This is a genomic window from Candidatus Nitrosoglobus terrae, from assembly GCF_002356115.1.
GTDB lineage: Bacteria > Pseudomonadota > Gammaproteobacteria > Nitrosococcales > Nitrosococcaceae > Nitrosoglobus > Nitrosoglobus terrae.
Genome location: NZ_AP014836.1, coordinates 1,954,215 through 1,975,328, shown reverse-complemented (window position 1 = coordinate 1,975,328; position 21,114 = coordinate 1,954,215). Strand labels below are relative to the sequence as shown.

The 21,114-nt window shown below is 43.1% G+C and carries 20 protein-coding genes and 2 tRNA genes; 15 read left to right on the top strand and 7 right to left on the bottom strand.

Annotation, left to right across the window (positions count from 1 at the left end):
* Positions 1 to 80: 80 nt before the first annotated feature.
* The 10 genes from TAO_RS09295 (at position 81) to TAO_RS09250 (ending at position 10,111) form a co-directional block, all read left to right on the top strand.
* The gene (locus TAO_RS09295) at positions 81 to 1,016 is read left to right on the top strand and encodes a ribose-phosphate diphosphokinase (protein WP_172419116.1); all 936 of its coding nucleotides are present in this window, start codon (positions 81 to 83) and stop codon (positions 1,014 to 1,016) included.
* A gap of 91 nt (positions 1,017 to 1,107) precedes the next feature.
* Complete coding sequence (locus TAO_RS09290) at positions 1,108 to 1,725, top strand: 50S ribosomal protein L25/general stress protein Ctc (protein ID WP_096527642.1); 618 nt, start codon at positions 1,108 to 1,110, stop codon at positions 1,723 to 1,725.
* Between the two features lie 11 nt (positions 1,726 to 1,736).
* The gene (pth, locus tag TAO_RS09285) at positions 1,737 to 2,318 is read left to right on the top strand and encodes an aminoacyl-tRNA hydrolase (RefSeq protein ID WP_096527641.1); all 582 of its coding nucleotides are present in this window, start codon (positions 1,737 to 1,739) and stop codon (positions 2,316 to 2,318) included.
* Between the two features lie 13 nt (positions 2,319 to 2,331).
* Positions 2,332 to 3,420 carry a redox-regulated ATPase YchF gene (gene ychF, locus TAO_RS09280; protein ID WP_096527640.1) on the top strand — a complete coding sequence of 363 codons (1,089 nt, stop codon included), beginning with the start codon at positions 2,332 to 2,334 and terminating at the stop codon, positions 3,418 to 3,420.
* Positions 3,421 to 3,460: 40 nt separating this feature from the next.
* The gene (locus TAO_RS09275; RefSeq protein ID WP_096527639.1) at positions 3,461 to 6,430 is read left to right on the top strand and encodes a type I restriction endonuclease subunit R; all 2,970 of its coding nucleotides are present in this window, start codon (positions 3,461 to 3,463) and stop codon (positions 6,428 to 6,430) included.
* Entirely contained in the window at positions 6,420 to 7,706 is a 1,287-nt protein-coding gene (locus TAO_RS09270; RefSeq protein ID WP_096527638.1) for a restriction endonuclease subunit S, read from the top strand. Before TAO_RS09275 ends, TAO_RS09270 begins: the two co-directional genes overlap by 11 nt.
* A 101-nt stretch (positions 7,707 to 7,807) precedes the next feature.
* A complete protein-coding gene (locus TAO_RS09265; RefSeq protein WP_096527637.1) occupies positions 7,808 to 8,050 on the top strand; it encodes a type II toxin-antitoxin system Phd/YefM family antitoxin in 243 nt (80 codons plus the stop codon).
* The gene (locus TAO_RS09260) at positions 8,047 to 8,310 is read left to right on the top strand and encodes a Txe/YoeB family addiction module toxin (RefSeq protein ID WP_096527636.1); all 264 of its coding nucleotides are present in this window, start codon (positions 8,047 to 8,049) and stop codon (positions 8,308 to 8,310) included. The genes TAO_RS09265 and TAO_RS09260 overlap by 4 nt, the downstream gene beginning before the upstream one ends.
* An 18-nt stretch (positions 8,311 to 8,328) precedes the next feature.
* Positions 8,329 to 9,936, top strand: a complete 1,608-nt coding sequence (locus TAO_RS09255; RefSeq protein WP_096527635.1) for a type I restriction-modification system subunit M — start codon at positions 8,329 to 8,331, stop codon at positions 9,934 to 9,936.
* Positions 9,937 to 10,034: 98 nt separating this feature from the next.
* Positions 10,035 to 10,111: transfer RNA gene (locus TAO_RS09250), tRNA-Met, on the top strand.
* A 631-nt stretch (positions 10,112 to 10,742) separates the two neighbouring features.
* Here the strand turns inward: TAO_RS09250 and TAO_RS09240 are convergent.
* Together TAO_RS09240 and TAO_RS09235 are read right to left on the bottom strand one after the other, a co-directional pair.
* Complete coding sequence (locus TAO_RS09240; protein WP_145955159.1) at positions 10,743 to 11,051, bottom strand: hypothetical protein; 309 nt, start codon at positions 11,049 to 11,051, stop codon at positions 10,743 to 10,745.
* 378 nt (positions 11,052 to 11,429) lie between these two features.
* Positions 11,430 to 11,505: transfer RNA gene (locus TAO_RS09235), tRNA-Phe, on the bottom strand.
* A gap of 122 nt (positions 11,506 to 11,627) precedes the next feature.
* On the opposite strand from TAO_RS09235, the gene TAO_RS09230 reads away from it, so the two are divergent.
* The 4 genes from TAO_RS09230 to TAO_RS09215 all read left to right on the top strand — a co-directional run bounded on the left by TAO_RS09230 (position 11,628) and on the right by TAO_RS09215 (position 15,062).
* Positions 11,628 to 12,095: an FxsA family protein gene (locus TAO_RS09230; RefSeq protein WP_231910648.1), complete on the top strand. Its 468-nt coding sequence runs from the start codon at positions 11,628 to 11,630 to the stop codon at positions 12,093 to 12,095.
* Positions 12,096 to 12,329: 234 nt separating this feature from the next.
* Entirely contained in the window at positions 12,330 to 12,620 is a 291-nt protein-coding gene (gene groES, locus TAO_RS09225) for a co-chaperone GroES (protein WP_096527632.1), read from the top strand.
* Between the two features lie 61 nt (positions 12,621 to 12,681).
* Positions 12,682 to 14,337: a chaperonin GroEL gene (groL, locus tag TAO_RS09220; RefSeq protein ID WP_096527631.1), complete on the top strand. Its 1,656-nt coding sequence runs from the start codon at positions 12,682 to 12,684 to the stop codon at positions 14,335 to 14,337.
* A 329-nt stretch (positions 14,338 to 14,666) separates the two neighbouring features.
* Positions 14,667 to 15,062, top strand: a complete 396-nt coding sequence (locus TAO_RS09215) for a DoxX family protein (protein WP_096527630.1) — start codon at positions 14,667 to 14,669, stop codon at positions 15,060 to 15,062.
* A gap of 103 nt (positions 15,063 to 15,165) precedes the next feature.
* Here the strand turns inward: TAO_RS09215 and TAO_RS09210 are convergent, their stop codons facing one another.
* From TAO_RS09210 to TAO_RS09190, 5 genes are all read right to left on the bottom strand, one after another.
* Positions 15,166 to 15,531, bottom strand: a complete 366-nt coding sequence (locus TAO_RS09210) for an EF-hand domain-containing protein (RefSeq protein ID WP_096527629.1) — start codon at positions 15,529 to 15,531, stop codon at positions 15,166 to 15,168.
* 253 nt (positions 15,532 to 15,784) lie between these two features.
* On the bottom strand, positions 15,785 to 16,123 hold the full coding sequence (locus TAO_RS09205) for an EF-hand domain-containing protein (protein WP_096527628.1): 339 nt from the start codon (positions 16,121 to 16,123) through the stop codon (positions 15,785 to 15,787).
* A gap of 254 nt (positions 16,124 to 16,377) precedes the next feature.
* A complete protein-coding gene (locus TAO_RS09200) occupies positions 16,378 to 16,737 on the bottom strand; it encodes an EF-hand domain-containing protein (RefSeq protein ID WP_096527627.1) in 360 nt (119 codons plus the stop codon).
* A 78-nt stretch (positions 16,738 to 16,815) separates the two neighbouring features.
* On the bottom strand, positions 16,816 to 17,664 hold the full coding sequence (locus TAO_RS09195; RefSeq protein ID WP_096527626.1) for a 23S rRNA (adenine(2030)-N(6))-methyltransferase RlmJ: 849 nt from the start codon (positions 17,662 to 17,664) through the stop codon (positions 16,816 to 16,818).
* Positions 17,665 to 17,672: 8 nt separating this feature from the next.
* Positions 17,673 to 18,434, bottom strand: a complete 762-nt coding sequence (locus TAO_RS09190) for a hypothetical protein (protein ID WP_096527625.1) — start codon at positions 18,432 to 18,434, stop codon at positions 17,673 to 17,675.
* A 286-nt stretch (positions 18,435 to 18,720) separates the two neighbouring features.
* Between TAO_RS09190 and TAO_RS09185 the strand changes: the two genes are divergently transcribed.
* Positions 18,721 to 21,093, top strand: coding sequence for a TonB-dependent hemoglobin/transferrin/lactoferrin family receptor (locus TAO_RS09185; protein ID WP_172419092.1), 2,373 nt, complete (start codon positions 18,721 to 18,723; stop codon positions 21,091 to 21,093).
* Positions 21,094 to 21,114: the final 21 nt, after the last annotated feature.

Here is a 21,114-nt window from a genome sequence, read left to right as displayed (position 1 = left end):
TAATAGTGGTTACACGGATAAGGAAATTTTGTACTTATTCTTTAGGGGATTCCGATAGATTATCTGAATCTTCTTCTCGCCTGATTATCCTTAGCGGTAATGCCAATCCTCAGCTTGCCAAAGATATTGCAGCTTATTTAAGCGTTCCTTTAGCTAAAGCTCTAGTGAGTCGCTTCAGCGATGGAGAAATTATGGTAGAGCTGATGGAGCATGTACGGGGTAAAGATGTTTTTATTGTTCAGCCTACCTGCGCCCCTACTAATGATAGTTTAATGGAGCTCCTCATCTTGGTAGATGCCGTTCGACGTTCATCAGCGGCTAGAATCACGACGGTAATTCCCTATTTTGGATATTCCCGCCAGGATCGCCGACCTAGATCAGCCCGTGTCCCTATCAGCGCTAAAGTAGTGGCCAATATGATTACTGTTGTGGGTGCTGATCGAGTGTTAACCGTGGATCTCCATGCCGATCAGATTCAAGGATTTTTTGATCTACCCGTAGATAATATTTATGCCTCGCCGGTGCTTCTTGGTGATATTTGGAAGCATGAATATCCTAATCTAATTGTTGTTTCTCCCGATGTGGGGGGAGTAGTCAGGGCTCGAGCTTTTGCCAAGCAAATGGAGGTAGATTTAGCTATTATCGACAAGCGCCGACCTTATCCTAATCAGGCGAAGGTAATGCATATTATTGGTGATGTTAAGGGGCGTACTTGTCTGCTGGTGGATGATCTGGTAGATACTGCCGGTACTTTGTGCGCAGCTGCTCGCGCGCTTAAACAAAATGGGGCTGCCAAAGTAATAGCGTATTGTACCCATCCGGTTCTTTCTGGATCAGCTGTAGAAAATATTGATAAATCTATGCTGGATGAACTGGTAGTTACTGATACCATTCCACTACGAGAAGAAGCCCAAGCCTGCAATAAAATTCGACAATTAAGCATTGCTGAAATTCTGGCGGAAACCGTTTACCGAATTAGTGTTGGGGAGTCGGTAAGCTCCTTATTTGTAGAATAAAACACTTCTATTGTTGCCCTACCTGCTTTGGTCGCAAAGGTAAGGTCATAACGGGCGATATTTTTAGCTTACTCACAGGAGGATAAAAGAGATGGAAAATCTATTTGAATTACATGCTGATCTTCGCGGCGATCGGGGTAAAGGTGCGAGCCGCCGCCTACGTCGCGCTGGCAAAGTACCTGCTATTTTATATGGCGCTGGAGAAGAGGCTGTTTCACTGGTATTTGATCATAATCTGCTATTTCGCCATTTAAGCCATGAGGCTTTTTATTCTCATATCTTAACTATCCATGTGAATGGTAAAAATGAGAAAGTTGTACTTAAGGCGCTGCAACGATCGCCAATTAATCCTAACAAAATAGTTCACTTAGATTTACAGCGGGTTAGCGCAGTACAGAAACTCTCTATCAAGGTGCCGTTACATTTTATCGGTCATGATGTAGCTCTCGCCATAAAACAGGAGGGAGGTATCGTTGCCCATTTATTAAATGATGTTGAAGTTAGCTGCTTTGCAAAAGATTTACCTGAGTATATTGAGGTAGATCTAACTAACGTGAAGATAGGTGAAACCCTACACTTATCTGATTTAAAACTTCCAGCAGGCGTTGAGATTCCGGTGCTCAAACTCGGCGAGGATCATAATCAACCCGTTGTGGCTATTCATAAGCCTAAGAGTGCTCAAGGGGATGAATCTGAGGCTGCTGGATAACCTATTTTTAAGTGTCTACCCCTATTTGGCTTCTAGTTGGTTTAGGTAATCCAGGCTCACAATACGCGCAGAGCCGTCATAATGTCGGTTTTTGGTGGGTAGAGAATTTAGCAAGAGAGTTAGGCGCTCGTTTTAAACCAGAGGCAAAGTTTTTTGGCGATTATGCCCGTATGAGTTGGTGCGGGCATGATATTTTACTACTCAAGCCAACAACCTTTATGAATCACAGTGGTCAGGCAGTGCTTGCTCTTTTAAGTTACTATCAAATACCTCCTCAGCAGTTGTGTATTATTCATGATGATCTGGATTTACCTTCTGGGGTAGCTCGGCTTAAGCGTGAGGGGGGTCATGGAGGGCATAATGGTTTGCGGGATATTATTAACCGTCTTGGCTTGAAACATTTTTTGCGCTTACGCTTAGGCATCGGCCATCCCGGAAATGGGCAGGATGTGGTGGGTTATGTGTTAAGCCGCCCTTCAGTAGCCGATCAGCTAGCGATTGAAGTGGCTATCACCGCCGGAATTAAAATTTTACCTGAAGTACTCGCCGGAGAAGTAGAAAAGGCCATGCATCGACTGCACAGCGCGGTTTAGGAGATCATTATCTATGGGATTTAAGTGTGGGATTGTGGGTTTGCCTAATGTAGGTAAATCCACCTTATTCAATGCTCTGACTCAAGCGGGAATCGAAGCCCAAAACTACCCTTTTTGTACCATTGATCCCAATGTTGGGGTCGTGCCCATGCCTGATCCAAGGCTTGATAAAATTGCCACTATTGTGAACCCTCAACAGGTCATTCCCACTACGATGACCTTTGTGGATATTGCGGGCTTAGTAGCAGGAGCCTCTCAAGGAGAAGGCTTAGGTAATCAGTTTTTAGCTCATATTCGGGAAACTGATGCGATTGCCCAAGTGGTTCGCTGTTTTGAAGATCCGAACATCATCCATGTAGCAGGGAAAGTTGACCCTTTAGGGGATATAGAGGTCATTAATATCGAGCTTGCCCTTGCCGATCTGGAAACCATAGAAAAAGCCCTATCCCGCACGACTAAAGCAGCAAAAGCAGATAAAGAAGCCCTTACCTTTAAAAATCTGTTGGAAAAAGTACGGGAGTACTTAAGTACGGGTAAAGCAATTCGTACTTTAGATCTTGATAAAGAAGCATTAAAGAGTTTGCAACCATTACATCTACTCACCGCTAAACCGGCGCTTTATATTGCTAATGTGGCTGAAGGGGGTTTTGAAGATAACCCTTGGCTAAGTGAGGTTCAAGGGATTGCTTTACAGGAGGGTGCTGAAGTGGTTCCCGTCTGTGCTGCTATTGAAGCAGAGCTTTCCATGCTAGAAGCAGTAGAAAAAGCGGAGTTTTTAGCCGAGCTTGGCATTGAAGAACCTGGTTTAAATCGAGTTATCCGTGCCGGCTATAAATTGCTTGGGTTACAGACTTTTTTTACTGCTGGCCCGAAAGAGGCGCGTGCTTGGACAGTATCTATTGGAGCAACGGCCCCCCAAGCTGCCGGGGTTATCCATACGGATTTTGAAAAAGGCTTTATTCGTGCAGCAGTGATTTCCTATGAAGATTTTATGGCCTGTAAAGGGGAACAAGGCGCTAAAGAGGCGGGTAAATGGCGGCTTGAAGGCAAAGATTACCTTGTGCAGGATGGGGATGTAGTGCATTTTCGGTTTAATGTCTAAGGCAAGGCTATAGGATTTTTATTGTTTTTGCCCTCACGTAATGACTATTACAGAAAATCAGATCGAACGGGATTTGATCGCCAAACTCAGGGATCTTAAATATACCCACCGCCCAGATATCCACGACCGCACTGCGCTAGAGAAGAATTTTCGCGAAAAATTTGAAGCCCTCAACCGCGTTACCCTGACCAGCAGCGAATTCCAGCGCTTACTTGATAGCATTATCATTCCTAATGTTTATACCGCCGCGCAAACATTACGCAATACCAATAGCTTTGAGCGGGATGATGGCACCCCACTGAACTACACGCTGGTCAACATCAAAGATTGGTGCAAAAACCACTTTGAAGTTATTAACCAGCTACGTATTAACACCGATAGTAGCCACCGCCGTTACGACGTAATGCTGTTGATTAACGGCGTGCCCGTGGTGCAGATTGAGCTTAAAGCGCTGGCCGTTAGTCCGCGCCGAGCCATGCAGCAGATTGTTGATTACAAAAATGACCCCGGCAATGGTTACAGCAAGACGCTGTTGTGCTTCATCCAGCTCTTCATTGTCAGCAACCGCGCAGATACTTGGTATTTCGCTAACAACAACGCTTGCCACTTTAGTTTTAATACAGATGAGCGCTTCCTACCGGTTTACCAGTTCGCCGGCGAGGATAACAAAAAAATCACGCAGCTAGATAGCTTTGCCGAAAAATGCCTTGCTAAATGTATTCTGGGTGAAGTGATCAGCCGCTACATGGTGTTGGTGGCCAGTGAGCAGAGGCTGTTGATGATGCGACCGTACCAAATCTATGCGGCCAAGGCTATCGTGGATTGCATCCATCAAAACTGTGGTAATGGCTACATCTGGCACACCACTGGCAGCGGTAAAACACTCACCTCGTTTAAGGCGTCTACCCTGCTCAAGGACAATCCAGACATCGATAAGTGTCTATTTGTAGTGGATCGCAAAGACCTCGATCGCCAAACCCGGGAGGAATTCAATCGCTTTCAGGAAGGCTGTGTCGAAGAGAATACCCACACTGAAATACTGGTGCGCCGCCTGCTCTCCGATAACTACGCCGATAAAGTGATTGTCACCACTATTCAAAAGCTGGGGCTGGCGTTAGATGACACCAGTAAGAAGCGCAACTACAAGGAACGCCTAGAACCTCTGCGCAACCAACGCATGGTGTTCATTTTTGATGAATGCCACCGTTCGCAATTCGGCGAGAATCATAAGGCTATCAAAGCGTTTTTTCCCAAGGCTCAGCTATTCGGTTTCACTGGCACGCCCATCTTTGCGCAAAACGCCAGCGTTCAACAAATTGAGGGTCAGCAAGCCAGTTACCGCACCACCAATGACCTGTTCCAGCGCTGCTTGCACCAGTACACCATCACCCACGCCATTGAAGATCGCAACGTTTTGCGCTTCCATGTGGACTATTTCAAGCCTGAAGGCAAGAATTTGCCCAAGTCTGGTGAAGCCCTAGCCAAGGTCAAGGTCATCGAAATCATTCTCACTAAGCACGATGCAGCCACTAGCGAGCGCAAATTCAACGCTTTACTGGCGACCGCTAGCATCAATGATGCCATTGAGTATTTTGAAACCTTCAAAACCCTGCAAGCACAACAACAGGCCAAAAATGACACTTTCCGGCCGTTAAACATTGCCTGCGTATTCTCGCCGCCTGCTGAAGGTAACAAGGACGTACAACAGATTCAAGAAGATCTACCCCAAGAAAAAGCAGACAATCAGCAAGATCCAGAAGGCAAAAAAGTCGCCCTCATCCGTATTATCGCCGATTACAATGCTCACTTTGGCACTAATCACCGCATTGGTGAGTTTGACCTTTACTATCAAGACGTACAAAAACGCATCAAGGATCAGCAGTACCCCAATGCCGATCTACCTCACGCCCAGAAGATTGATATCACTATTGTGGTGGATATGCTGCTCACTGGTTTTGATTCCAAGTACCTGAATACCTTGTATGTGGATAAAAACCTCAAGTACCATGGCCTGATTCAGGCGTTTTCCCGTACCAACCGGGTACTGAACGATAGTAAACCCTACGGTAATATTCTGGATTTCCGCCAGCAGCAAACACTGGTAGAAGAAGCCATTGCCCTGTTCTCCGGCGAAAAAACCGACAACCCGCGGGAAATCTGGCTAGTAGACCCAGCCCCCAAAGTCATTGACAACTTACAAGCAGCCACCCAACAGCTGACCAACTTCATGCAATCCCAAGACTTAGAATCTAAGCCCGAAGAAGTAGCTAACCTCAAGGGCGATGCCGCCCGCAGCCAGTTCATCAACCTATTCAAAGAAGTGCAGCGCCTCAAAACTCAGCTAGATCAATACACGGATCTAAATGAAGAGCAAAAAATGCAAATTGATCAGATCGCACCGCCTGAGCAGTTACAAGGCTTCAGAAGCGCGTATCTGGAAACAGCCAAACGGCTTAAGGAACAGCAGAGCCGCGATCAGCCCTCGCCTGAAGTACAGGATCTGGATTTCGAGTTTGTGCTTTTTGCTTCAGCGCTAATTGATTATGACTACATCATGGCGCTGATTGCCCGCATGACTCAGCAACCACCGGATAAAATGACGATGAACCGCGAGCAGCTCATTGGCTTGATCCAATCCGATGCTAAGTTCATTGACGAACGGGAAGATATCGCCGACTACATTCGTGGCCTGCCCCTAGGGCGGGCACTGGATGAAAAGCAAATCCGCACTGGGTATGACCATTTCAAAGCGGAGAAAAAAACCCGCGAACTCAACGCTATTGCTGGCAAGCACGATCTAGCCTCTGAAGCGCTGCAAGCTTTTGTAAATGAGATCCTACGTCGCTATATTTTCGACGGTGAGGCGCTCAGGGAACTAATGACCCCGCTAAATCTCGGCTGGAAAGCGCGCGCGCAAAAAGAACTGGCGCTGATGGAAGATCTAATGCCATTGCTGCGCAAATTGGCTCAAGGGCGGGAGATCTCAGGCTTGAGCGCCTATGAGCCATAAAGACACGAACGCCATGGATGAGCAGAACCACAAAAAGCGGGCGCTGGTGCCACGGCTAAGGTTTCCAGAATTTCGGGAGGTGGGAGAGTGGGAAATAAAACCGTTGGATAGTGTTTGCACAGTAAACCCTTCAAGTTCAGTACTTCCTGAAACATTTGTATATATAGATTTAGAATCAGTAGAAGCTGGAGAGCTGAAAATAAGAAAAATAATAAAGCGAGAAGAGGCACCTAGCAGAGCGCAGCGACTCTTGAAAATAGGGGATGTTATTTATCAGATTGTTCGTCCTTATCAGAAAAATAATTTTTTCTTTTCCTTCGATGAAAATGACTATGTTGCCTCAACTGGCTATGCACAATTAAGAGCTTTTGAATCTGAGCGGTTCTTATATCAGCTGATCCATACAAACGATTTCGTCGGTCGAGTTCTAGAAAAATGCACTGGCTCGAATTATCCGGCTATTAGTTCTTCAGATTTAGCTAAAATCGATGTTGCCGTTCCGAAATTGAAAGAACAACAACGCATTGCCGCCTGCCTGTCCTCTCTCGACGAACTGATCACGGCAGAAACCCAAAAACTAAAGGTTCTCAAAGCCCACAAAAAAGGCTTAATGCAACAACTGTTCCCTCGTGAAGGGGAAACTGTGCCCCGCCTACGCTTTCCAGAATTTCAGGAGGCGGGGGAGTGGGAATTGAATAATCTTGGTGATCTTTCTACCGTTGTACGCGGTGGTTCCCCACGCCCAATCAGCAGCTTTCTTACCATAGAGGCTAATGGGTTAAATTGGCTAAAGATTGGCGATGTAGATAAAGAGGAAAAATATGTCATCAGAACAGAAGAGAGAGTTCGACCCGAAGCGCTAAGCAAGACGAGAGAGGTGAACCTTGGCGATTTAATACTCTCGAATTCAATGAGTTTTGGGCGACCTTATTTAATGAAAATTAAGTCATGTATTCACGATGGATGGATTGCCATTACAGAGTTACATGAATCTGTAAGCAAAGAGTATCTTTATTATTTAATTTTCTCTCCATCAAGTCAGTCCTATTTCTTAAATAATGCTGCGGGTAGCGGGGTACTTAATCTTAATGCAGAAATAATTAGGGCTTTGTTTATTGCCTACCCTTCGTTACCAGAACAACAACGCATTGCCGCCTGCCTCTCTTCTCTGGATGATCTCATCACCGCCCAACGCCAAAAAATCGACACCCTTAAACGCCATAAAAAAGGCTTGATGCAGCAGTTGTTTCCCGTCATGGATGAGATGAGCACGTGAGTGTGAGTAAACGAATTATCATCATCGCTAGGCCAAATGGTGCTGGGAAAATCACCTTAAAAGTACAATTACTTATCAATTGAATAAATATGAGGTATGACATGAACGGAATTACGGTAACTGAGGCTCGTAGCAATCTATATCGGTTGATTGATGAAGCCGCTGAGTCTCATCAGCCCATCGTGATTATGGGCAAGCGAAACAAGGCTGTTTTGGTATCTGAAGAAGATTGGGCTGCCATCCAAGAAACTTTGTTCCTGCTTTCTGTGCCGGGTATGGGAGAGTCGATTCGTGAGGGTATGGCTACCCCAATTGATGAATGCGATGAGGATCTCGGTTGGTGATATGGCGGCTAGTTTATAGTAAGCAGGCTCAGAAAGATGCAAAAAAGCTGATTGCAAGGGGCTTGCGCGCAAAGGCTCAGGAGCTGCTAGCATTAATCTTAGAAGATCCCTATAAAAAACCGCCTTCGTTTGAGAAACTGGTTGGCGACTTGGCGGGCATCTGTTCCCGTCGAATTAATATTCAGCACCGCTTGGTTTATCAGGTGTTGGAAGATGGGCCTGTAGTCAAAATTCTACGGCTGTGGAGTCACTACGAATGAGAATAAGAGAGAAATATTGTGACCGAATCTGAAAAACAAAAACTAGGTAAAACCTTGTGGGCGATAGCTGATCAGCTACGCGGAGCGATGAACGCGGATGATTTCCGTGATTATATGCTGGCGTTTTTGTTTTTGCGCTATTTGTCGGATAACTACGAGGCGGCGGCAAAAAGGGAATTAGGGTCGGATTATCCCGAGCTGGATGCAGGGGATCGCCGCGCGCCGCTGGCGGTGTGGTCTGCACAGAACCCAGATGATATGGCTGAGTTTGAGCAACAAATGCGCCGTAAGGTACATTATGTGATTCGGGCGGAATATCTATGGAGCAGTATTACTGAGCTAGCGCGTTCGCAGAATGGCGAATTACTTGATACGCTGCAAAAAGGCTTGAGTTATATTGAAAATGAGTCTTTTGCTAGCGCGTTTCGTGGCCTGTTTTCTGAGATTAATTTAAATTCCGAAAAGCTAGGCAAGACTTATGCCGAGCGTAATGCGCAGCTGTGTAAGATCATCAGTGAGATTGCCAAGGGGTTGGCCGATTTTTCCACCGATAGCGATACCTTGGGGGATGCTTACGAGTATCTGATTGGCCAATTTGCGGCAGGTAGTGGCAAAAAAGCAGGCGAATTTTACACGCCACAACCTATTTCCAGTATTTTATCGGCGATTGTCACGCTGGATAGCCAAGCGCCAGAAACTGGCCAGCGCAAGCATCTAGACAGTGTACTAGATTTTGCCTGCGGCTCGGGTTCGTTGCTGTTAAATGTACGTCATCGCATGGGATCGCGCGGTATCGGCAAGATCATCGGGCAAGAGAAGAATATCACTACCTATAACTTGGCGCGCATGAATATGTTGCTGCATGGAGTAATGGATTCGGAGTTTGAGATCTTCCATGGCGATACATTAGTTAATGAGTGGGCGTGGCTGAAGGAAAGTAACCCAACCAAAATACCAAAATTCGATGCCGTGGTGGCTAATCCACCATTTAGCTATCGCTGGGAACCCACTGAAGTATTGGGTGAGGATGCCCGTTTTAAAAACTACGGCTTAGCGCCTAAATCTGCCGCCGATTTTGCTTTTTTATTGCATGGGTTTTATTTTTTAAAGCCCGATGGCGTGATGGCTATTATCTTGCCCCACGGGGTGCTGTTCCGTGGCGGTGCTGAGGCGCGCATCCGTACCAAGCTACTTAACGATGGCTATATTGACACTGTGATTGGCCTGCCGGCTAACTTGTTTTTTTCTACAGGCATTCCCGTGTGTATTTTGGTGTTGAAAAAATGCAAGAAGCCAGATGATGTGCTGTTTATCAATGCGGCTGAACACTTTGAGAAGGGCAAACGGCAAAATCAGTTGTTGCCTGAGCACATTGACAAGATTATTGATACCTATCAATATCGCAAGGAAGAAGCGCGCTACTCACGGCGGGTGGCTATGGAGGACATTGAGAAGAACGATTTCAACCTAAATATCTCGCGCTATGTGAGCACTGCGGAAACTGAGGTGGAAATTGATGTTGAGGACGAATATGGGAAGCTGGTCTTGTTGGATAAGAAAATTAAGATGGCTACCGAGCAGCACAACGTATTCCTTAAGGCGCTGGGGTTGCCCCTATTACCGTAATAGTTAACAAATACTAGGGAGTAATAATTACGGATATTTTTCTGGTTTTAATTTTTACTGTATAATTAATTTTCTTTAATTTGTTTCCTATCTTTTACGGCTATGTAGCTCAGCTGGTTAGAGCGCGGCACTCATAATGCTGAGGTCGGTGGTTCGAGTCCACCCATAGCCACCAGATATCCATCCATACGAGCCAGAAACCCTAGTAAGAATGATAGGGGAGCTGGCTTTTTTAGTGCCCGTTAGTATTTAAGGAAAACCCTTAGCTAATGCTCGTGTAAAACGAGAGGTTGCCCGTTAACTACTTACCAATGAAGTTGATCCATCAATACGGCGTAAAGCAGAAAAAGCTGTCCGCATGCGGGTTGTCGATAGCTTTAAGTGGTAGCCCGTGAATGGCTAGCTAAATAATCATGGATAGTGAGTTACCAAACTAGTAGGCCGACTACAGACGTATTTCCTTACCTTGGGATCTATTCTATTGCTGAGTTAGAAGTGCCAACGTTTTTAAGTATACGCTATGTATTTCTAGGGGTGCTATCTCTTCAGCAGAGCAGGATGAGGGCGGAGTTAGCTGAAGAGATTCTCTGCTAGCTTTGAGCAAACAGGTTGGAGTACAGATAGAACAAGTACTAAATGAGGGGTTTGTTAGAGATGCGTATTCATTGAAATACCTAGCCGAGACTGCTAATAATGCAATAAAAAGCAACAGGCAAACCGCAGGCTTTCCAGAGAATGTAATTAAAGATCTAGCCCTACTATTAGGTGATCCTTATTGTAAATTGTAAGCCGGTCTACCTAAATTATTATGGATTACCAAACATCAACTGTTGATTGTTATCAATGTCTCCTAAATAATTATTACCACCTTCTAGATCATTATCATAGGGTTGTTGCTGCATCATTTGCTGTTGCTGCATCATCTGGTTATTTTGTAGATTATTTGGTGAGTATTGATTGCCATAAGGAGAATTATAATTATTGTAACCTCCAAAGTTATTAGGCACATTATCATTCCATGGATTGTATCCATTGTCTCCCCATGCTTGCTGAGCATTGACTATGGGGGCAGCTAAAATTAGGGTGATGAAGGCTAAGGTTTTTGCGTGACTCATTTTTAAATCTCTCTTGTATTTGTAAACTTTACTAGCTTCTAGTAATAAGTGATTGACCTTTCCATTCAATAATACTTGAAGCGCATATACTTTATAGCTCAATTTTTGGGTAAAAGCTTTATATTTTTATTTATCTTCGTATAAGCCATTAAATTAAAAATGAAAATTCTTAGCTAAGCTTATATCCTTTAACAGGTTTACATATCTGCTTAAAAACAGTAGCTTAGAACAGATAGATTAAAACTAGGAATAAGTATTTGATAAGATCTTTATTCTAATTAATAAGTAGGCTAGGCTTAGCAATAGGAGGGATCTGTTTTTAGCAAGGTTTACTCAAAAAAAATTTTTATTGCTAATAATAGCTGGAGGGCGCTTCATTGGTGGCCAGGGACAGAATCGAACTGTCGACACAGGGATTTTCAGTCCCTTGCTCTACCGACTGAGCTACCTGGCCGGATAGATAAGCTATATTAATACAATTAAGCCGCTATTAAAACCATTAAGACATTATAAGTCAAGGAGACATTGCAAATTAGATTGCGTATACTGAAATAATTGATTAATAGCTATTAGTAAATGATGATTCGTTTGCCTTTTTTTCTTTTCTTGGTGTTTCCGCTCATTGAAATCTACCTACTGATTCTTGTAGGTAGCATTATTGGTGCAGGCTTGACTCTATTTTTATGCATTTCTACGGCGGTAATAGGGGGTATTTTGGTACGCCAGCAAGGATTTTCTACTCTTAGCAGCCTTCAGGCAGCGATGGCTCGTGGTGAAGTCCCTGCGCTAGAGATGTTAGAGGGTGTGATATTGTTTGTTTGCGGTATATTACTGATGATCCCGGGGTTTCTTACTGATATTTTGGCTTTTTTAGTATTAATCCCTAGCCTACGTCGTCTTTTAGCCCTATGGGTGATAGAACATGGCCTATTGAGTAACCAGCTTAGGGGGGCAATATATTATCGTCATGAGGTAAATAGCTCGGATTACCAGCAGCAGCAATCTCGTATTATTGAGAGTCAAGCTAAACGGGAAGACGAGTAGTCGTTTATCTTTGATCTAAATCTCTTAATTTCCTGTTTATTTTTTTTACACTTTAAGATCTTCTAGATTGCTAGTTGACTTGTATATTTATACTGTTATTATTAGCACTCGTTACGTTGGAGTGCTGATTATTTTTAATATTATCCTTGAAAACTGAAAATATTAGCCCCATAACAAATATGATTGTTTTTTAATTTAAGTATTTAAATCTCAAAATAACGAGGAGAGAAGTTGATGAAGATTCGCCCACTTCATGATCGGGTTATCGTTCGTCGTATGGGAGAGGAGAAAACCTCTGCTGGCGGCATCGTGATTCCAGATACAGCAGCTGAAAAACCTATCCGGGGTGAAGTTGTTGCAGTTGGTAATGGAAAGATCCTAGAGAACGGACAAGTTCGCGCCCTTGATCTTAAGGCTGGGGATAAAGTGCTCTTTGGCAAATATTCCGGCACTGAGGTTAAGGTTGATGGCGAGGAATTACTGGTGATGCGTGAAGATGACATCATGGCAGTATTTCAGGGTTAAAACACCGATCATAGTATAGTTTTAAATAAAATTAATTCATCAATAGAGGATTGGAGTAAATATGGCAGCTAAAGAGGTAAGGTTTAGCGAAGATGCACGCCATCGCATGATCCGTGGCGTAAATATTTTGGCTGATGCGGTAAAAGTGACCTTAGGTCCTAAGGGACGTAATGTAGTATTGGAAAAGAGCTTTGGGGCACCCACTATTACTAAGGACGGTGTCAGCGTCGCTAAAGAGATTGAGCTGAAGGATAGGTTTGAAAACATGGGTGCCCAAATGGTCAAGGAAGTCGCTTCTCAGACTTCCGATGTTGCTGGTGATGGTACCACAACCGCAACTGTTTTGGCTCAAAGTATGCTGCGAGAGGGTATGAAAGCAGTAGCAGCGGGTATGAACCCCATGGATCTTAAGCGGGGAATTGATAAGGCAGTAAATACCGCTGTTGAAGAGCTGAAGAAGCTTTCTAAACCTTGTGAAGATAATAAAGCGATTGCTCAGGTAGGCACTATCTCTGCTAACTCAGATGAAACGGTCGGTAAAATCATTGCCCAAGCGATGCAAAAAGTGGGCAAGGAAGGCGTGATTACCGTAGAGGAAGGATCGGGTCTAGAAAATGATCTAGAAGTGGTTGAGGGTATGCAGTTTGATCGGGGCTATCTCTCCCCTTATTTTGTCAATAACCAGCAATCCATGATTGCTGAGCTGGACGATCCCTATATCTTAGTTCACGATAAAAAAATCTCTAATATCCGTGAGCTATTGCCGGTATTGGAAAATGTTGCTAAGGCAAGTAGACCTCTATTGATCATTGCTGAGGATGTAGAAGGCGAAGCACTGGCTACACTAGTGGTTAATACCATCCGGGGTATTGTTAAAGTTTGTGCGGTTAAAGCCCCTGGTTTTGGGGATCGACGTAAAGCCATGCTGGAAGATATTGCCGTGCTTACCGGTGGTACTGTTATCTCTGAGGAAGTAGGTCTTTCCCTAGATAAGGTTTCATTAGACGATTTAGGGCGGGCTAAGAAGATTAGTGCTAGCAAGGAAAATACCACTATTGTGGATGGTGCTGGTAGCGCTGCAAATATCAAGGCTCGGGTAGAGCAGATTCGGGTGCAGATAGAAGAAGCGACCTCTGATTATGATAAGGAAAAGCTCCAAGAGCGAGTAGCTAAGCTAGCAGGCGGTGTGGCTGTCATTAAAGTGGGCGCTGCCACTGAAATGGAGATGAAGGAGAAAAAGGCTCGCGTCGAAGATGCCCTACATGCAACCCGTGCAGCAGTAGAGGAAGGCGTTGTTCCTGGTGGTGGTGTGGCTTTAATTCGAGCTTTGAAAGGTATTAAAAACCTTAAAGGTGCTAACCATGATCAGGATATGGGCATTAGTCTTGCTTGCCGGGCTATGGAAGAACCGCTGCGCCAGATCGTGAACAATGCTGGAGCGGAGGCTTCTGTTATTGTAAATCAAGTTAAGGAAGGGGAAGGTAACTTTGGTTACAATGCGGCCACAGGAGAATTTGGTGATATGATTCAAATGGGAATTTTGGATCCCACTAAGGTGGCTAGAACGGCCCTACAGCATGCCGCTAGTGTAGCCGGTTTAATGATTACGACTGAAGCTATGGTCGCTGAAGCCCCTAAGGATGAGGAGCCAGGACATGGTGGCGGTCATGGTGGTATGGGTGGTATGGGTGGTATGGGCGATATGGGGATGATGTAACCTCTGAGCTTAAGCTATTAATTAGAGGCCCCGTTTATCGGGGCCTTTCTGTTTTTAAAGGTTACTAGGTGTTTAATAATTGCTAGCAGCCTATGCTGCTCCTTCATGTGGGCGGTGAGGCTTGAGCTTATTAACTCAAGCGTAAGGATAGTAATGAGGCGCTTCCCTAATAAGGATGGAGCTATATTGACAGTTTATTCAAGCCAATACCGCTTTGGGAAATGGCTTAATTCAGATATTGGATCTAAGCTGAAACAGCTTTCTATCTTGAAAATCATAAACTAATATAAGATTTGTTAACTCATCTTTTCATATCTAAAGGAAATTTTATGGATCAAGTACTTAACCTTGTTAGCCGTCTTTTGTTAGCACCAGTTTTTATTATGGCTGGAATCTCTAAATTAGGTGTTGGATATGCGGGTACTCAGGCTTATATGGCATCAGTAGGTATCCCAGGAACGTTGCTACCTCTCGTGATTTTTCTTGAGCTTGGTGGAGGATTAGCGTTAATAGCGGGTTTTTTTACTCGGTGGGTAGCCTTAGTACTGGCTGTTTTTTCCCTATTAGCTGCTATGCTTTTTCATGCTAATTTTACTGATCAAATTCAAAGTATCATGTTTATGAAGAATTTGGCTATAGCTGGGGGGCTATTACTACTAGCAGCTTATGGTGGTGGCAACCTAAGTATAGATGCTAAAAGAAAATCAATAAGAATTAAACGCTAAAATTAGCTAAATACTATTGGAATATTGAAGTAAGCCTCTGCGGGTAGATTAAGGGCTAAGGGCAAATAAAAACCTTAACCTACCCGTGGAATATAGATAGATATTATCTGAAACGGCGACAGGGGCGACCACTGTTGGCTTTGAATTCCTCTGTGCTGATATAGCCATCGTGGTTAGTGTCTAGGCACTCAAAGTGACTAAATTCTTCCTCGCTAATATAACCATCGTGGTTAGCATCTAGCTCGTCAAACTCTACATCTGCTGCCTCCTCAAATTCTCTTTTGCTGATCTGGTCATCTTTATTCCTATCTATCTCTTTATATTCCTCCCCTAATTTTCCCCAATAGTTAGGGTGTACAGGAAAGGGCATAGCTCCAGTGCCAAAAGCAGGAGCTAAAACTAGTGATAGAAATCCTCCTAGGAGGAAAGCCCGTAGGGCTTTAAATCGATTCGTGGCTTGTATATACATTATCTCTTTACTAGCTATTATTGGAAAACTGTAAGTAAACACACCTAAATGATAAAAGCATTTATCATCAAGAGCAAGAGAATGGAATTTGGTGCTGTGGAAATTAGGCCAAGAACGAGCCTGACAAATACACTTAAAGAAAAACCCTGCCTAACCCCAAACTAGACAACTTAGACAGGGCATACATTAAAACTTCCTTACTAACTATATAAGTTTTTTTATTATAATGCCTGCTTATTATGATTAATGCCTTCTACAAGCTGTGATTTCCGTGCCGTGAATAATTCCCTGCATGCTCCTTTTTCCATGTCTTAGCAGAAGCTACAAATTCTTGTATGCTCACATGAGTGTCTTTATTAGTATCCATGCTTGCAAATCTACTATCTGCCGCTTGCTCAAACTCTTGCTTGCTGATTTTTCCATCCCCATTTTTATCCATTTCTTGAAACCAGCTTTTATCGTGCATTTCTTGCTTTTTGGTTATATTTGTTTTTTGTAGGGAAGATTGGTTTTCAGCGAAAACAGGCGCTGAAGCTAGCGATAAAGCCCCACTGAAAAGTATTGAACAACCCATCATTTTAATAATTTTCATAAATTCTCCTTTCTCTATTCATAATTTTAAACTAGCTTAATTAATTACTAGCTAATTCCGTGCCATTTATTTAAAAATATCAATAAGTGACTGATATTAAGAGTATATTCAGAAAAGTATGATAGGCTAAAAATAGCTTAGATTATAAAAATTGCTTGTTTTAAGCCACTCTATAGGGGTGATTTCAACTAATGGTTTTATCTGATCAATACAGTTTTAGGAATAAATACCGGGTGAACGTAGAGTAGGCTTAATTAATATTGTCCTTGAAATTGACTTCCTTCCTTTTTAGAGTGCCTTTTATTTTGTCTTCTTTGATGTTTTTTACCATTGGCTTCAAATTCTTCTTTGCTGACATAACCGTCTTTATTAGTGTCTAAGCGCTTAAATTTATTGCCTCCTTTGCTTCTAAGTTCTTGCTTACTGATTCTTCCATCCCTATTTTTGTCCATTTTTTTAAATCTTTCATCACTACGCATTTCTTTATCTTTGTTTATCCCCATTTTTAGAGCTGGGTAAGTGTTTTGAGAAGAAGATAAATTTGCACCCGAAGCAGTTATCGAAACTAGGGATAAGACTCCCCCAAGTAAGATTAAATAGCTGATAGTTTTCATAGTAATTTTCTCTCTTAGTTATAAAATGATAAAGATACCTACCCTTGTTACCTAACCTAGAAATTGATTAATAAATTGTTATTTCAGATTCCACTCTAAGGTGAAATCTGCATTGTTATCTTGCTTTAAGATTTTAACTAGATACGGCATGATTAAACCCAATGCTTCAGGTAGCTTCCAAGAAGGATTTAGAATAAAAATACCGCTACCATATAGCCCAAAACCACTGGCTTCAGGTGATTTTACCGTGAGGGTTACATGTAGCCAGCTTGAGTTTGGTAGCTGCTTAAGTTTGCTAGGAAATCTATAGGATTCTCGATTTTGTAATTGTGGATACCAAATAACATAGACCCCAGTTTTAAAGCGCTTTAATCCTTCTTGTAGTGCTGTTAATACCCGTTGATAATCACGTTTATCCTCATAAGAGGGATCAATTAACACTAATCCGCGTTTGGAGGTAGGAGGTAGCAAGGATCGTAAGCTGTTAAAACCATCGCTAGCTTGCGCAATTACCCGAGGGCTAGCAGAATAAAAATACTGTTCTAGTTGTTTCCCCTCAGTGGAGTGCAGTTCAAATACCCGCAGTCGATCTTGTTCTCGAAGTATTTGTGTCGCGATCTGAGAGGAACCTGGGTAGCAATATAAGCGATTATTTGAATTGTGTATTCGTACCTGATCTAGATAGTCTATTAGGAGAGCGTTGGCTATATTTGTATCGGTCCATAACCGGCTAATGCCATTTTCATATTCTTTATTTTTAATAGCGTACCCCTCATCTAGTCTATAAAGCGCTGCCCCCGCATGGGTATCGATATACCAAAGGGGTTTGTCCTTTTGAGAGAGGTAGCGTAGCAAATGTATTAGGATAATATGTTTAAGAACATCGGCATGATTGCCGGCGTGAAAGGCATGGCGATAACTGAACATTTAGAGTGTTATACCGATTTCATTTTCTTTTCGACCAGTTGGTAAACTAGGTTATCCCATAGAGCGCCTAATTTTTGGCTTTGCTTTAATTCCTCCCATAGCTTACGCCAATCTTGGTGAGCTGGATTAAAAATGGTGTAAATAGCAAACATCCTCTTTAAAATGGCGTTATTTTTTTTCCAAATAACCCATTTTCTCCCTAGCCAGCCGATAGTTAGAGCTATCCAAAGCAACGGCCCCGCAGGCGAGACGGGGGAAACGGCAGCAAATATGGTAAACCAAGCAGCAATTTTTAATATGAATAAACCGGTTCTCCATAATTCAGCTAGCACTCTAAAGGTAGTTTTGCCTGATTTTTTAGATTGATAACGACTTAAAGGCATGGTGCGGCCACGAATAGTATCCAGCATGGTCAGGTAGTCTTTATAAATTAAGATGTCAATGATTAGCCAGTCTAATATGGAGCAATGAAGCCATGGGGTTTGCAAATAACGCTCAACAGCATGTTCTAAATCTTGAGTAAAACTTAGATAGCGCCAATCAGCTTCTCTTTCATCTAAAGATCGATGATTCCAAGCAGATAGCGCTTCTTTAGAATACGTGGCATCTTCTTGTTGAGTCGCCCAGTGTATGGAGAGAAAAATATCTTCAATGATTGTTTGAGCCTCAGCGATTAGTATTTTTATTGCTGCAGGTTCTAGGTTTTGTCGATGAGCTTCATCTATAGCCTGATCGGCAGCATATTTGAGGAAATCTGCTTTAGTGACCATTATTTTCTTAGCCTTTCTAAATAGAGGATAGATCTTAGATCCTATTTAATCGTTTGAGGATTTTAAGGCATCTTCCCTAGGTAAAGTAGCTTTTAGCTAAGTTATTTTAATTGGATCTACCCATCTGCTCTAAAGCTGCTAGGTCGTTATCAGTTTCATAGTATTTATTAAACGATAATTAATTGCATTTATTAAAATAAATAATTATCATTTAGTTTAATAATAAAATAAGATTTAGTATTAAATAAATATGGATATGGGCTTAAGGAAAGTAGTAGATTTTTCAATGACCTTTAGCTCAAGGTCTTTTGCGGTTGCAGCTTGCGCCATGTTTATAGTGCCACTTTGGGGAGGGGCCGCCCTCGCTGTAGAGGCGCCAGCAAAATCTTCCAGAAAATCAAGTGCTGAAGCGACAGATCTGCCTACTATTCAAGTAAGTGGTAACAGCCATCGCCCTGCTAGAGTACAAGGTGAGCTTGAGCTTGATCGTCCTGGTACTGCCTCGATCATCGATCGGGAGCAAATGGATCATCAGTTGGTCAATAATGTTAGGGAGCTAGTTCGCTACGAGCCAGGGGTGTCGGCAATTGGTACTACCGGTCGATTTGGCTTAGATAGTTTTAATGTTCGAGGTTTATCGGGTAACCGTACTTATATGGAAATTGATGGAGTGCCCATGATCAATTCATTTGGGGCAGATGTGGCTGGAGGTAGCTTTCGTTCTGGTCGAAATTTTATTGATCTTGAAACTATGAAGAATGTTGAAATTATTCGAGGGCCCATCTCTGCTTTATATCGATCGGATGCTTTAGCGGGGTCTGTGATCCTGAATACTAAAGATCCAGCTGATTATCTAGATTCCGGTAAATCTATTTATACCTTTCTGAAAGAGCAGTACCAAAGCGTAGATGGTAGTTACAATAGTACCGGCACGTTTGCTGTGGGTAATGAACATAATGGCTTTATGCTTAATCTTAATTACCGTTTCGGCCACCAAACCAGCAATATGGGCACTGTTGGCGGTATTGGTGCAGAGCGTACTAAGCCCGATCCTTTAGGCTATAATGTCGATGGTCTACTCAGTAAGTATGTGCATATTGCTGATAGCGGTCGTACAGATCGCATTACAGTGAATGTCTTCCGCCAGTTTACCCGTACGAATGGTTTATCCAATTTAATACCCGTTGCCCATACAGATTTTACGCCAAATTTCTACTATTCTCAGGATAGCAGCACTCAATTGCAGGCCAGTATCGGCCAGAATTTTCCCCACCTGAATTCTTTATTTGCGGATACTTTTACTTGGCGCTTGTATTGGCGACAGGCCAGTTCTTACACCAATACTCAAACTGATACTAATAAAGTATTTCGTTTCTACGACAATATGCCGCTTGCAGAATGGATAGCAGGGGGTAAATGGATTGGGGTTAAGCATTTTGGGGGTGATGGCTCAGTACAGCAGACCATGACTTACGGTGCTGAGGGATCAGGAGCTAATGATCGATCTCTTGTCAATGGTTATGGTAGGGATAAGATTACTGGTGCAACTGGCATGAGTCCACCTTTTACGCCCACCCCTTATCCACTGCACCTGATCCCAGAAAGTAATACTCATCGCTATGCCGTATTTTGGGAAGATAAAATTGATTTACTGGGGGGACGATTAACCCTCACGCCTGCAGTACGGGCCCAGCGCTATGAGTATTTGCCAGAGAAAGATGCTTTATATCTGCGTTATAATAACGGTTTTGTACAGCGAGATTTTATAGATAATAATATTTCACCTAAGTTTGGCCTGCTGTGGCACTTTACCGATGAATTGAGTTTTTATGGTAATTACGCTCAGGGGTTTCGGCCACCGCTTTATAGTGAGCTTTCTGGTTCTTGGAATGAGCAACCCGTTCCGGGCTTGAATATTGCTTCTCTACCTAATGAGAATCTAAAGTCTGAAACCAGCGACAACGCTGAGATAGGCTTCCGTGGGCAAGGAGAAGCGGGCTGGTTTAATGTTGCTGCCTATTATAATACTTACCACAATTTTATTTGGTCAGGCTTTGCATTAGCGCCTGATCAGGTACCTTCATGGGCATATCAGATTGCACAAGGGGCGGCTACCAATGTGTTTTTCCAATCTGTCAACGCTCCACATGCCAATATCGAAGGGATAGAGATCAGCGGCCAATTACAGCTGGATGCTTTCAGTAAGGCTTTGCAGGGCTGGTCGTTTCGTGGTGCCGGTGCGATATCAAGAGGATATCTGATGGAACCGGGTAATAATTTTTATTCTCCTCTTAACACTATTGATCCAGCCAAGATGTCGCTTGGCTTAGCTTATGATAAGAGAACTTGGGGTGCCCAATTAATAGGCACCTTAGTACGCCGTCACCCTAAGTTGAGTGTGCCTGCTTTCATTCCCGATGGGTATGGTTTATTAGATTTTTTTGCTCATTATCAGCCTATTGAAAACGTTACCTTATATTTTGGGGTTAATAATATGACCGACCGTAAATATTGGGATTGGGGTAACTTAAATGGCGGTGTGCTGGGCAATTTAGTTGCTGGTAATGGTCTTAACGATGCGGGCACTGGGGGTCTCCCAGCTGATCGCCTCAGTATGCCAGGGCGTAACTTTAGTGCAGCGATACATATTAATTTTTAATTGGAGGATGCAATGACGTAA